The sequence below is a fragment of the Aquimarina algiphila genome (assembly GCF_947494415.1).
In the GTDB taxonomy this organism is placed as follows: domain Bacteria; phylum Bacteroidota; class Bacteroidia; order Flavobacteriales; family Flavobacteriaceae; genus Aquimarina; species Aquimarina algiphila.
Map to the genome: position 1 here is coordinate 279,916 of NZ_CANLVC010000001.1, position 15,266 is coordinate 295,181.

Annotated in this window: 6 protein-coding genes; 1 reads left to right on the top strand and 5 read right to left on the bottom strand. The window is 32.7% G+C overall.

Features of this window, described 5'->3' with window-relative positions:
* Positions 1 to 18: 18 nt before the first annotated feature.
* On the top strand, positions 19 to 579 hold the full coding sequence (locus PQF96_RS01175) for an HD domain-containing protein (RefSeq protein WP_271764815.1): 561 nt from the start codon (positions 19 to 21) through the stop codon (positions 577 to 579).
* Here PQF96_RS01175 and PQF96_RS01180 read toward each other — a convergent pair.
* The 5 genes from PQF96_RS01180 to PQF96_RS01200 all read right to left on the bottom strand — a co-directional run bounded on the left by PQF96_RS01180 (position 576) and on the right by PQF96_RS01200 (position 15,178).
* Positions 576 to 914: a hypothetical protein gene (locus PQF96_RS01180; RefSeq protein WP_271764816.1), complete on the bottom strand. Its 339-nt coding sequence runs from the start codon at positions 912 to 914 to the stop codon at positions 576 to 578. The two genes, PQF96_RS01175 and PQF96_RS01180, sit on opposite strands and share 4 nt — an antisense overlap.
* Positions 907 to 7,773: a fibronectin type III domain-containing protein gene (locus PQF96_RS01185; protein ID WP_271764817.1), complete on the bottom strand. Its 6,867-nt coding sequence runs from the start codon at positions 7,771 to 7,773 to the stop codon at positions 907 to 909. Before PQF96_RS01185 ends, PQF96_RS01180 begins: the two co-directional genes overlap by 8 nt.
* A 3-nt stretch (positions 7,774 to 7,776) precedes the next feature.
* A complete protein-coding gene (locus PQF96_RS01190; protein WP_271764818.1) occupies positions 7,777 to 10,347 on the bottom strand; it encodes a TonB-dependent receptor in 2,571 nt (856 codons plus the stop codon).
* 272 nt (positions 10,348 to 10,619) lie between these two features.
* Positions 10,620 to 12,440, bottom strand: coding sequence for a YfiR/HmsC family protein (locus PQF96_RS01195; RefSeq protein WP_271764819.1), 1,821 nt, complete (start codon positions 12,438 to 12,440; stop codon positions 10,620 to 10,622).
* Entirely contained in the window at positions 12,437 to 15,178 is a 2,742-nt protein-coding gene (locus PQF96_RS01200) for a TonB-dependent receptor (RefSeq protein ID WP_333967942.1), read from the bottom strand. Before PQF96_RS01200 ends, PQF96_RS01195 begins: the two co-directional genes overlap by 4 nt.
* Between the last annotated feature and the right edge of the window lie 88 nt (positions 15,179 to 15,266).

The window sequence follows — 15,266 nt, forward strand, 5'->3', positions numbered from 1 at the left end:
ACTAATAAAAGAAAACAAATGAATTTATGGTCACCAGATATTTACGCCAAAGCATGGGAATTTGCTACATTAGCACATCAGGAACAAACTTATGGAGGAAAAACAGAAGGTATAAAAATTAACTACATTAATCATATTGGAAGTGTTGCCATGGAGGTAATGAACGCCATCCAATTAAGTTCTCATCATATTGACAGCAATTTAGCCATACAGTGCGCTTTACTTCATGATATAATTGAAGATACAAAATTTACATATAACGATATCAAAAATAAGTTTGGTCAAAATGTAGCTGATGGAGTTTTAGCATTAACAAAAAATGAAGATATATCATCCAAAAATTTGATGATGATCGATAGTTTAAACCGCATTAAACAGCAACCACATGAAGTTTGGATGGTTAAAATGGCTGATCGTATTTGCAATTTATATCACCCTCCATATTACTGGAACAATAAAAAAATCAACTCATATCGAGAAGAAGCTAAAACAATTTTTAATAATCTAAATATAGCAAATGAAACTTTGGCAAATAGACTTGATAATAAAATAAAAGATTATGAGTCCTTCTTATCCTAATTATTATCGAATAATATTCGATAATAATTAGGAAGATCCTCTTTAATGGGTGTTATATCAAAAATATATTTTTCTATTACACTTATAACCTCTATTTTTTTACCAGTAACCAAACGTGTTCGACAGTAGGAATTTAAATCCAATGCAACACTAAAAACCAGTGTGAGACCATCCTTATTTATATTTTCGATCTCTAGTTTAAAGAATAAAACCCCATGTCTCGAATGAATATATTCCTTGGATAACTTTACTGCTAGATCCGATTTTAATAAAATTAAGGCTTCCTTCATTAAAGATTTAATAATCTTCTCTTCAATAATATCATTTTTATTCATCTAAAAATATTTTAACATCTTCAAGACTAACGTTACCTGATTTTAATCCTTCTAATAGTTCATCTGTTTTCAACAAACTTTCAGCACTTAATTCTTCGGGGACGCCTACTGGTAACTTAACCAATTCTGGGCTTTCGCCTGATTCTAATTTTCGCGCGTTTTTATAAATTGAATTTAGATAGTCATTGTATATTTCTATTTGTCTCTCTGATAACTTTTCTGCAGGAATTCTAATTCTTTCAATCAAATTCTTTGCGGCATCTTTCACAGATACATTTTTAAAAAAATCCAAATATTCCTGATATGGTTTTCCTAAGAACGCATCATAAACCCAATGTTCTGCATTAGATATTTTCAAGGTTTTACCTCCTATAATTTGCAACTCTCCTCTAACATTATCTGAATATTTAACAAAAATTGTCCCAACAGTATAACCAGACTCATATTCTTTTGGTGCTGTCTTTATTTGTTTTCCAATAGAAGAAGACGCATCTTCTAATTGTTTGAAATGTTTAGAGGTTAAATAAGGGAAACCTCCTTTACCAGCCAAACTATTAACCATAACAACTTCAATATCTCCATTTCGTATAGCTTTCGATAAATTCGCTATTACTTGATCAACTTCATCTGGTGCTCCGTTTTTCAACACAACTCTCGTTCCTATTGCATCCCATATATTATCTAAGGCTTTGGTTATACTATTAATATTATCCACATATTCATCTGATACAGCTCTTTGTAATCTATTTGCGGCTGACTCAGCTCTTTTTGCTCTACCAGTAACTTCACCTAAATCATTTACTATAGATTCTATTTGTTTGATCGCATCAGGTAATTTTTTTGAATAAATTTTATGTGCTTCACTTGCATAGCTTAAGAAATCTTCATATGTCTTTGCAACTTTCCCTCCACCATTACCTATAAGCTCTTCAATTGTACTACGTACAGGTTTATTACTAAATAGTTCTTTAGGATCATTTACTTTACCTTCCTTTACAAACATATCCAGCAATACAACTCGATCTGGATTAGTAGTCAGCATAAAATCACCAAGATTAACTTCATCCAAAAACTTACCTTCTTTTGTCAATCTTTCTATAAGATCATCAATTGCTCGTAAGTGCGCAGATGTTACTTGAATAGGAAGATCTTCTCCTCTGGAGTTCATATTTTTTAATTTGGTCAAATCATGACCATCTATACGTTGCATTGCAACTGCTTCATACCATACACCATTCGTATCTTGTATGCGAACACGCCCTAATACTTGAGGTCCTCCATATGTTTCGAGCCCTTTGGCTACGTCTTCAATTTCTTGTACAGTGTCATAATCTTGTTTACCCGTTTTATCGAATTTAAACACCGCAGGACTTCCATCAAATTCTCCAGAAAAAATCCGCCCCAATCCTCCACTACCATTAGTGATTTCTGTCGCTACCACTTTTGGTAGTGCATGTACATTCTCTGCTTCTTTTAAAGCAGACAGAAGGACTTTTTTATCACTGATTTTAGAAGCCCCGCGAGCATTGATCAATTCCTTTACATAGGTTACTAATTCTGGATTTGTAGAATTTGCCAGAGTTAATAATTCTTCACCTATTTTACCTCTTAATAAATCAGATAGCGCTCTATAATCTTCAATTTTGACTATTTCATCTTTAACTGATTGTTGAAGATGTGATTCCTTAATCACCTTATGTAGGTTAGCAATCGGATCATCATATTCCTGAATAATATCTTCAATTTCTTCAAGTAACTTTTTATTAGCATCAGATATAATACCATCAGCTTGTTTCAACGCATCTGAACCAATTTTTTGGGTAATCTTTTCTAAATGTTCTTCGAGTACTTCTCTTGATGTAGTGTTAAGTGCCCGTGCCTGATCAATCTTATCGTCTAACTCTGTAATAACATTATCAAAGTTTTTATTGATCGTTGCTAATTGTGGTAAAGAGGCAACCAATGCCAAAATATTTAGCTTAAACCTCATATCTGCCGAAATCGCATCATCATTCAGGGCGTTAGCAAGCATTCCTGCCGAAGAACCTAGTAAATCTGATGCAACAACCACTTTTCTAACTGTATTCCCTACTTTAATAAATACAGCAACACTCCCTACACCAAAAGCCAATGAAACTACATCAACAACAAACCAGGCTCCTTTACCTAAGGCTATATTTCTATTGCTATTACTCATAGCAAACGCCTGAACCAAAGGAACATGTAAAACATCTCCTTTTTTAAATTTTTGATCTAAAAAAGTAAAACTACCTTCCACATATACCCAAACCATTTGGTTGTACTCTACCTCTTTGGAATCAATAGTTATACTTTTTTTAGCTATTCTTTCTACTGAAAAGTTTTGAAAACTAAATAGATTAGATTCTAGTTTTAGTAAATCATCTTTGCTAATTAGGGTACCATCTGGTTTTAAAATCTCTAATGGATCTGATTCTGCAATATGCCCACTATTAGTAATTTGAGCTCCTGTCCACGCTAAAAATTTACTTAATTGTTTTCCTGAAAGTTTATCATAAATCTTGTCTAATCCTATTTCTTCGATTGTAACCAGTACCTTAGTATTCGAGGGATCAAAACTAGTAACCAGTTTCATAAGAACGTCTTCTGTATTTTCATAATATGCTTCGGTATCAGAGATACCAAACCAATTATCACAATCAAACATTTTTACTAATAATTCTAATCGTTGTTGTTCATCTACATTTTTAAGCGATGTTGAATTTTCATTGGCATTAACATGCTCCATAATTTGATCTCTATTATCGCAATTGATAATAGCAGTCCTTTCCCAAAACTTATTATTATCATTTTGAGCATTATTAAAATGTTTAGATAATTGATCAAAAAAGATCTGGAAATATTCTAAGGGATCGGTTTCTAATACATCCTTTACATGTTTATTTTGATCTTCCTTCAAAAACTTAGACCAAATGTAGTAGTTGCTTAATTCACTTTCTTTGATTTCTCGATCACCTTTAAGTGTTTCTCTGATTTCAAAAACTACAGGACTGACCCATGAAAACTTCCATTTGCCTGCTACGATTCTTACTTTTTCATTATTAAGTAAAACTGTTGATTCTGATTGTGTAAAACTGGCAAATAACTCTCTATTAGAATTTCTTAACGTTGCAATGTCAAAAACTACCTCATAATCTTTTAAATCTTCACAATGATCATCATCAAGCATATTGATGAATAACTCAGTAATAGCAGGAACTTTATCTGCTATTACAGAATTTTTGTTCATTGATGCTAAAACTGTAGTAATTCCTTTCTTTTCAACATCTTCTATATCTCCATAATCATTATTTATGATATAGTTTACAATCTGCCATTTCTTAGCATCTTTATCTAATTTGGAAGTAACGTCAGCTAATGCATTTATAAAACGAGTATAGTTATTCTCTCTTCCTTTCCAAAGGACTCCTACTCCAGCATCATCTACATCTGCAAATAATTCTTCTAATACTTTGTTATCTTCATCTAATAAATAGCCTAAAAACTCATCATAATAAATGGTAATATCCTCTAAAGGCGATGTTTCGAACAAGTCCAGTATCAAATCTTCATAATACTCTGTGATATTTACACTTTTAACTATTTTGGATATAATTTGATATCTCTGCTCCGCTGTAAAATACTGTACTCCGCAATTTGCTATACTCTTAATTTTTTCAAAATCTTCATCTTCAAACTCATTCTTATTAAGAATTTCAACTAAAATTTCTTCTGCCTCTCTTTTAAATTGTGATTTATCTTCTGGAAATAAATACTCTCTTAATGCCTTTAACTCTTTTGGATCTGACCCCGTACTATGTCTAGGTGTGTATATTTCTACATTTTTATAAAGCAAACTATAGCGCCAAGGCTGATTTCCCGGATCATTTTTACCAATCTCTACAGGCTCATATACTGATTTTCCTTCAAAATTTCCTTGATCAATTTTGACCCATATCTTGTCTCCTTTCCATTCTGTATGAAATGTACCCGTTTTACCAAAAACCGATGTGTCAAAAGAAATAATATCGTTTGCATTGGAGTTTATATAGGCACACCGAATGATTTGAAATATCTTATCTGTGAATTCTGTATCTGTATATTCCCCTTCTTCATCACCTTGAAACCAATACAACTTGAATCCGGGAGCATGAATCTTTTTCCAATCCATGTGATTAAAGACAGTACCTCCTTTATAATCCATTAAAAACTCAGTAGATTTTTCTGGAGTTTTATATTCTACAAATGGATGTTCTAAACCAAAAACCCCATGTCCTAACTCGTGTGCAATGGTGGTAGATTGATCCTTAGATTTTTGGAAAACAAATCCAAACTGCCCTTTAAGTGGCATAAAACCTTCTAATTCTTCTTTGGTATAGCTGTTAACTGCTTTTAGGTCTGTTACAAACAGATAATAGGTTTGTTCGTTATAGTTTGTTTGTGTTTTGAAATATTCATGTATTGCTTTTTCTTCTTTAGAATAATAATTCAACACTCCACTTTCTCCTACATTAACTATTTGATCACTTTTGTCAATATCCCATACGCTTTCTGGAATTTGTAATCGATCTCCTGTAGTAATTTTAAAGTTAACTCCGGCTTTATTATAAATGGCATTAATATTCTCCCGTACTCTGGTATTGACATTTGCATTATTAACCGGTACAATCACTAAATTAATGGCATACATTTCTGGTTTTCCTAAGTGTACCAAATTGAATGCTCCTGCTATTTTATATTTTTCCGTTGAATCTTTTGGTTTTACAGTTGCGAGTATTTCCTCTATAAGATAATCTGACTTTTTCTTCAATGATAATGTTGCCATATCACCAGACCATTCTGCAGAAACCTCGATTCCTTCTTTGGTCTTAAAAACAATATCTTCTTTAGTGATGTTACTATCAGAAAATGTAGCCTTAGCTCTTATTTTATCTTCTCCTTTGATATCAGATATCACTTTATAAGGCATATGGTAGACCTCTCCATTTGCCATGGTTAGCGATTTGTATTTTGATCCCAATTGTTCCTTAACATTATTGGGCATTTCATCAAAAGCATAAAATCCAGATTTTTCAAAATCTATACGAACTCCTGTAGCAGATATTTCAGAAACATCTCCATTGGCTAATCCGGCAGTACTCTCTTCTGTTACCGGCCCTCCTTCTTCAACTTCTCCTTTGGTTATTGTACCATCTTCTCCTAACGTCCATGCAGTTCCACTTTCATCTCTAATCACTACATCCTGTCCTCCAGGAACAATAGCTTGCTCCCCATTGGTTCCTGTTATTACCCAGGCATTGTTTTCATCTGGTTTTATGTCAGCAATAACAAAATCCACCTCTGCACTAGAGAGTTCTCCCTGATCTCCGGTTATCATTTCGACAACATCAAGATCAACATCTACCGTCATACCTTCTCCTTCTCCAAAAGCAGGATCATATAAAGTGACAATTTCGCCTTCGGCCAATTGATTATCAGTATTGACCAAAACATTGTCAAACTTTACTCCAAATCGAGCGAATTTAAAATAAGGTACTTTTACATATCCTCTTCCTGTTATTCTTCCACTATTGTTACTATCTAATTCAGTAATTGTCATTACAAAATCACCAGCCGTGATACGATCCCCTATCTGAAGATTAGGGTGTGGTTCTCTATTCGTTATAGCAATTGCATCAGGAACAATACCGCAGTTATAATTTGCAGTTTCATCTTGTGCAGTGGCTGTTGTTATTTCCTGAATTTCAGAAAATAGTCCATATTGATATTTACATTTCCCTTTTACTTTATATTCATATGTTGTTCCGGGTTTTAAATCCCAAACAGTTGCCCAACCACTATTGGTTCGCATAGTAAACCATTCTGCATTGGGTTTATTAGCTTCTCGGTATGCTATGGTATATTCTGTATACACAGAAGGATCTTCATCCCAAAAGACATTAATCTTAGAAATTCCTTTGGGTTCTGCATATACATTAATGGGTACAGTACAAGGTGATGTTCTGGAAAACCAGAAAATTTCACTATTTCCTTCATTTCTAAAAAGACCAACTTCTTCTGCTCCCTGCAGTGCTTTTGCTCTTACTCTCCATGCATATCGTTTTTCTGGCAGTAATAAAGGTTGAGTCGGACCATATACAAATGAGGTAGACCTTGTTGTTGTTTCAAAAACAGGAGGTAATGATAAGAAAGCTGTTTGGGGATCAACAAAATCATCCCATATTTCTACAATGCTTAACTCATACTCAACATTACTTACATTAATATGCCTTGGTGTCCATTGAAAAACAATATTATCAACTTCTTTTGGCTCAATATTAACTCCATCAAACGGAAGATTTAATATTGGAGGTTCATTCTTAAAAATATAGGTACTAGCGCAGGTTTTTGAGGATAGACGGTTCCCGGTGGTGAAATCAAAAACTTCGAAACAGAACTGATAACTACCTTCTGGAATAGTTCTACTATAAATGTTTGGATTGATTCCTTGTAAATTTTGAAACTCAAAATAAGGAGCCAGCTCTGCATTTGTCAATACCAAAGGAATACCACCATCAATAAGTAAGGTAGGAGCACCAACTACAACATCTCTACTTTCAAAAGCGATCCCATTACCCTCAAAAGATACTTTTAATCGAATTTGTTCTCTGGATATCGTAATATCGCTAAGCAAGAATTGTACTCTTAACGGGCTGTTTATTGTAGTACCGTCGGCATAATTATAAAAATTCACGGGTGCCGGAGGGTTAACTTGCGGAATTACTGTTATAGGAAATCGTTGCGCTAAGGCTTGACCAAAACTATAAAGCAGTATAAATAGTGTAAGTACTAATTTTCTCATAGGTTAGTTCTTTTCTACGTATTTCAAATCAAATTTATCTGGATCCGTATACTTAAGGGATTTTTTAAGATAAAAATCAATAATCTGTGTAATGATATACAATTCGATTTTTTGATCATCTTCTTTTTTATCCTTCATACGGAATATATTTTCTTTCTCTTGTTCCATCAGCTCTCTCAGGAACTTATCTGGATTTTCAACTTTCTTTAGAGAATTATAACTTTTAATAATCGGTAACGTCCAGCGGTGTCCTATCAATCTAGCCAAGGCAGTATTAGAATTTTGTTGTAACTCCTTATACCGTTCTTGCAATGCTTTGGCACTATTTTGACGTTCTTCTTCTGTTCTTTTATGTAAACTATGATTATCTACGGCTATTTTGGCTTTGACAAAGGCTTTTTCAAATGCATAATCCAGACGCTGCATATCCCTTCTTAACTCTATCAATGTTTCAAATATCAATTGATTATACACTGCAAGAAAATCTTCGTAACTATATAATTCTTTCAGGAAAACAAAAGCTTTCACCCTGTACTCATTTTTATTTTTCTCATCAGCCACGATCTGGCGTAACATACTAAGTTCTCCTTTTTTATATCCAGGAATATGGTCAAAATGTGAATGGTTTTGAAGGTCTTCTAGTTGTACATTAATTTCTGCTCTTGTTCCGCGATACAGAGAATCTCTATATTTAAACTGGATAATTTCATCCGCCTTTGATTTCCTTACCCTCTTTTTCTTCTCCTTCTTTTTCTTTTCCCTTTCCGGAAGTTTAAACCTGGGGTTGAACTTATCGAGAATATAGTTATATCCAAAAGTTACCGTAAAATCATTACTAGAAGTTGTTGAGTTTCTAAATTGCGATAGTACGTTAAGGTTAAAATTGTGTTTTTTAAGATAAGTATACGAACTACCTAATCTTATATTCGTTACATCTCCCTGTTTTTCGCCATTATTATTACTCTGATTATAACTTACTGACCCGGTTGTACGTAGTTTTTTATCAAAAAACTGTTTATTAGCAGATACTATAGGTCCGTATGTCACGCCTGTATCTGTACCAATAGTACTATAACTTATATTAACGGCTGTAGAAATATTTAGATTGATAATAGGATAACCAAATGTATAAGAGGCACTACCATTATAAAAATTAGAATCTCCGTTTTCTACAGTTCGCCCTCCTTGTTTATTCACCGCATTCTGAAAAGATAATGCTATGTTAAGATTACGTTTTCTGGTTTCTGTATCTGTTAAAATATAATTTGTATTAAGATTTGCATTCTGCGAAATTTGTTGAAAATCCAGAGTATCCAAATTATCAATTTGTGAAACTTCATTAATAAAATCAAACTGATCCTTGATATTAGTATAGGATTGAAAATTAGAATATCCTCCTGAAAGGCTTAATTTTTCTGAAGCATTATATGTAAGATTAACAGCACTAACAACACGTTGTAGTTGAGTACTCTTTGTATTATCAAGATCATCTCTTTGCAAACCTGCGTTAAAAGCAATATTTACTTTATTTTCAAATAGATTCTGAGTAGCATTTAACGTAATATTTTCGAGATCATTATTAAAAAAATAAGCTCCCAAAGTTCTATAATCCGGATCAATATATTCATAACCAACACCAACAGTTCCTTGTCCCACAGGATAAGAAAAACTAGCATTAAAGGCTTTATAATGCTGTGTAGTAGCATTCGTTTTAACTAACGCCGATAAAACTGATGAATTTTCTGCTTCTCCTTCTGCATTTGTATCTTCGGTTATCGTAGAAGAAGCCACTTCTACATTAACCTCTCCTTTATCAAAAAGTTTTACTCTCCCCTCTATACTTGCCACAGCATTTTCTTTAGGCTGTAATGCTAATTCTAATGCTATGGGAACAGTAGGTTGTAATTCTAATTCTCGAGGAATGGGTTCAATAGAATTTTTATCATCCGAGGCTTTAAAGAAAATTGCTCCTATAGAAAATTTTTCAAAATCATAGCTTGTCTTAATACCGTATCCTATTCTTCGATACGCTGGTTGAGATTGTGGGTCATCAGGATTAAACTCAGATTCTTTAAGCAATCGACCATACATGGCACTTACTTTAAAACGACTTCCCGGAGTAAGATCAACTCCTAATCCTGTAAATTGATGTCCGCTTAATGTATATGGAGAAAATGTCATACTAACATCTCCAATATGAGTAGTTACCCATTTATAAGACGGATGAATACTTAATCGATTATAAGAAAAAGGATTGCTACTTCGAAATTCCTGATTAGAATATGAAAATGAGAAAGGGATATTATATACTCCACTAATATTCAAATTAATATTACCCGTTAAAAAATAGGTAAACGGTTCTCTATTAGATTGTCCATCATAAAAAATTGCGTTGGCTGCCACTCCTCCTGTTAATTTAAATAGTTTTGCTTTTCCTATTTGACCTAAATCCTGACAAAATGTTGTAACCGAGAAGCAGAAAAAAAAAGTGAAACAAAGTATTCTTGGAATCAAATAATGATATTTTCCTAATAAATGAGGTGCTAAACGATACTTTTTTGATGAGGTCTCCAAAAACTCAAAATACTTTAATTAAAACTTCTAGATTTACTTACATTTTGAATAATACATAAACATCTAATGTATACTAATCGCTAGTTGTTTTACATATCTGAAGAAGGTACTTTTTGATCTTACCTCAACAATATACTAGGTACATAAAGATGGTTAATAACATTATTTCTGGAACCAAAATTAATTTAAAAGGTTTAGGAAATACTCACTGTTTTCAGTGATATTCTTAAAAAAAAGATTCAAAAATTGTATTGTTAAAGTGTATAATATGCCTATCCTGGAATTGTGAAGTAAAAGGTACTACCTTGGTTTTCAAAAGATTCTAACCATATTTTTCCTCCATGGGCTTCTACTATTTTCTTACAATGAGCTAAGCCAATACCAGTTCCTTCATACGTATCTCTGGAGTGTAACCGTTGAAAAATAGCAAATATACGTTCTTGATGTTCTTTAGGAATTCCAATACCATTGTCTTTTACAGAGAATTGCCAAAAACCTTTAGTATCTTTCTTATCATCATTTTTTTTGATACAATTTATTGTGATCTCTGGTACTGTATCTGAAGCTCTAAATTTGATTCCGTTACTAATCAAATTTTGAAATAATAATCTAAGTTCAATTTCTGACCCATTCACTATTGGTAAATCAGCTATATGAAGTATTGCTCCTGTATTTTCTATTCTATTTTTTAAATCACTTTTCAATTCCTTCAATACTTCATTGCAGCTCACTTTTGTATAAGCTTTACTTCTTCCCAATCTAGAATATTCTAATAATGCATCTATTAACTTCTTCATTCGAATACTGGCATCCTTAATAAAGGACAAACTTTCTTTTCCCACATCATCAAAACTTGCTTCATAATCTTCTGCAATAAGCCCTATAAAGCTAGATATCGTGTTTAATGGTTCTTGAAGGTCATGACTTGCTATATATGCAAATTGTTCTAATTCCTTATTTTTTGCCTCTAACTCAAGTGACTGTTGAGAAATCGCTTCATTTTTTATTCCCAGTTCTTTGTTTAATTTTTTCTTTTGAAGAAAACCTCGATAAATTAGCAAACTTCCTAACAAGGCTAAAAAAATGATACTCACCAATAGAATATTGATCTTTTTTTGAGCATTGATTTCTGATGTTTGTTTTTCTAAAATGGTACTTTGTTCTTCAATTTTTGAATTCTGGCGTTCTAAAAATTCATTTTGCTTTTCAATTTCCAGAGCGCTAGTCTTTATTTTCTCTTCCTGGTTTTTTATGAACACTATTTGTTCTTGAATATTTTTTTCAAGCTCTCTTTCGATAGAAATTTTTTCTTTATACTTTATTTTCTGTATCTCGCTTTCGGTATACAGGTTTTCTATTTTTTCATTTCGACGAATAATCTCACCTTCTTTTGTATCAATTTCTTTTTCTTGATGATCTATTTTTTCTAGCTGGTCTGTTATTTTTTCCTTAAGAATCGCTTCTTGTTCATCTTTATCTTCTTTTACTTTTGTTAATGTTTCTTCTGTTTTTTGATACAATTGTTTCCATTTTTCAGAAGAGGAAATAGCATATTCTTTTAATGTAGGTACAATTACAAATTTTTCTTTTTTTATCCTACTTTCATTGATCTCATATTCAAATGCATCTGCAACATTAACCATGTTAATCATAGAAGCATTATAATTATAGTCTTCACTAACTAGTAATATATTTTTTCCCGAAATTTTATTCAGAATATATTTAATATCATAGTTATACTTATGATTAACATATAATAACTGGACATCTTGTACATTTTTAACTACTGTAAAACGTACAATCTCTACTGGCTTACCATGAATTTTACGTTTTTGTGCCATTGCATGGAGGTCTAAAATTGTTCGATCCGGTCCAAGAACACCGATTTTAAAACTTTTTAGCTCATCAATATTTGGCCAGCCTATTTGCTGCGCAAAATTAAATACAAAAATAGGTCTATGTAGTCGTTTAACCTCTTCATTATCTGTTTCCTGAGCAGTTGTATTTAAAAAGAAAAAAGCAGTAAATAAACATAAGAATACAGGGGTTAGATATTTACGAATGGTCAATATATAAAACCTTTCCCCCATCATAATCTAAGTAGTAATCTTAAATAATAATTAGCTCCATTAACACCAAACTGCTGCACTCTTCTACTGTATGTGAAACTACCATCTTCAGTATTTGCTGCATGTTTATGTTTATCTGGGTATACATTAAAAATATTATTTCCGCCTAACGTAAATTTCATATAATCATTAAACTGATATGAAATCGCCATATCTGTAACTAATTTGGGAGAAAATGTTTGATCTCTTGTTTCTACATTTCCTGTAAAATCATTTACAACCCAATTTATAGGATTTCCGTCATTTGGATGTATAAATTTAACTTCGCCAAATAAGGTATTTACCATCTGAAACCTTAGTTTATCAAAATCATAAGATAACAAAGAATTGATTTTATAATTAGGTTGTCCATATTCTACTCTCGCAATTTCTTCTCTATTAAACAGCACTTCTTCCTGTCCGGTAAGTGCTGGTGAAACCTTTATAGCTCCTTTTACTTTAGTTCCTGTTATATTGGCTCCCAAAGAAGCATTAAACTCTCCACTACCAAGTGGGGTTTTATAAAACAAAGATATATCTGCTCCAGACGTTCTAGAGTCTATGGCATTGGTAAAGAATTGAGCTGCCCCTACATTAAATGGCTCTAATATTGTTTCATACCCCTCTGCAAATCTTCCAGAAAGTACAATTCTATCTTCTATATTGATCAAATAATAATCAAAACTAAAAGATAGATTATTGCTGAATTTTCCACTTATTCCTGCACTAAAATGGTTGGACAATTCGGGTTTTAATTTTCCGATATCAAAAGCCTCTGTGGCTACAGCACTTTCATTATTAAAAGTCCCTACTTGAACACTTTCTCCATTAATAAACTGGGTACTAATATTTTGAAAAAAGACCTGATGTAATGAAGGTGCTCTAAAGCCAGTAGAGAAACCTGCTCTAACGCTAATTTCATCTTTAATTCTATATCGACCCGATAATTTCCAAATAGCCTGCCCTCCAAAATCATTATACGCCTCGTAGCGTCCAGCGCCTCGTATCAATAATTTTTCTGAAACATTCGCCTCTATATCCAAATATCCGGAACTATTTGTTCTAAAACGGTTTAATTCATTTTCTGGTTGAAAACCAGGAAAAACCTGAGCTCCAACAATTCTTGGTAACTCCATTCCTAAATCATCTATATAGGTACTTCCTCCATCTATATAAGAAGCTTCCTCTCCCGCAATAATCTGATAATTTTCTACTCTTAATTCTGCTCCAAAAGCAATATTTACTCCACTAAGCCAATCAAATGTTCTTGAAATATCCAGATTTGTAGTATTCTGTTTATACAAAAATCCTCCGGCATAAAAGGTTCTCGGCGAAGTCACTCCCAACGAAGCGTTATTAGAATTATTTACAGTATAATCTAATCTATTAATTCCAATAGAATGACTGAAATCTACATCCCAATCATTCTTTATTCCTTTTATACCTCCGGTAATTGCATCATCCTGGATATCGGTCATAATCTCAGGTGAAAAACCATTTGGAAATAATTCGAGAACCACTCTATCCTGATCTTTGGGGAAGCGATAAAAGCCTTTTGATGTGCCTTCTCTATAATTTCTTCCTCCATGCATATAAAATGTTGCATAATCAGACATTTTTATTTCCCCGTTAAATGATAATGCCAAGTTCTGTGTCTCTGCACTTCCTATTTCCATTACTCGTCTACCAGAATATCCTGTTTGTCCGAAAAAATTATTTTCTAAAATCAACCTCTGATCTTCTGTCACATCGTTAGTATAAACTGCACCTGTATACTCTCCGGACCGGTTTATTGATTCTCTATCTCTATATTCTGCAGTAACATTAATATACCCTTCTTCTCCTATTTTTAATCCAAAATTTGCAGAAGAATATATATTTACTCCATCTCCTTCAGTATTTAACCCTACTCTATTATCTATCTGAATAATCTCTATCTGTTTCTTAAGAATAATATTAATCACACCTGCTATAGCATCAGAACCATATTGTGAAGTAGCACCGTCTCTAAGTATTTCTATTCTTTCTATAGAGGCAATAGGTATTGCATTAAAATCAGTACCTACAGACCCTCTCCCTACTGTACCATTAACGTTTAACAAAGAACTACTATGTCTACGCTTACCATTTACTAAAACCAGAACTTGATCAGGCCCTAATCCCCTAAGAGTTGCCGGATCTATATGATCTGTTCCATCTGCAATAGTTTGATTAGTAGAGTGAAAAGATGGAATTAAGTAATGTAAAATATGACTTAATTCTACCTGCGATGAATTTGTAAGGTGTTGTGGTGATACAATATCAACGGCTGCTGTATTTTTTAAAAGAGATTTGGGTTTGGCTCTGGAACCTAAAGAAATAGGCTGATCAATAGAAAAACCTGTTTTTAAAATAAAATCAAGTTTTGCTGTATCTCCAACTTTAACGTTAACTGTTTTGGAAACAGAAGTATACATAACAAATTTTGAAGTAACTATATACTCTCCTTCATCTACATCAAAACTATAAAAGCCATTAACATCTGTTGTTGTGCTTTTATCAGTGCCTTCAATAGCTACTCTTGCTCCTGGTAAATTACCAAACTGATCCGAAACATTCCCCGATATAATCGCTCTAGACTGAGAAGATACTCCCGAAATAACACCAATGAATAGGAAAAGAGTAAGGTATACTCTGTACCCTACTAATGAGATAGGGGATCTTTTTTTTATCTTCGTTTTAATATGTTTACTTATTTAAAATTAAATAAATGATTTATGGTGATATCCAAAACTATTATAAGTTAAATCAAATTACAAATATTTTTGGACA

Excerpts from the sequence above, each read along its gene's own strand:
- PQF96_RS01180 (WP_271764816.1), bottom strand. The coding sequence starts at position 914 with ATGAATAAAAATGATATTATTGAAGAGAAGATTATTAAATCTTTAATG.
- PQF96_RS01175 (WP_271764815.1), top strand. The coding sequence starts at position 19 with ATGAATTTATGGTCACCAGATATTTACGCCAAAGCATGGGAATTTGCT.
- PQF96_RS01185 (WP_271764817.1), bottom strand. The coding sequence starts at position 7,773 with ATGAGAAAATTAGTACTTACACTATTTATACTGCTTTATAGTTTTGGT.
- PQF96_RS01195 (WP_271764819.1), bottom strand. The coding sequence starts at position 12,440 with ATGATGGGGGAAAGGTTTTATATATTGACCATTCGTAAATATCTAACC.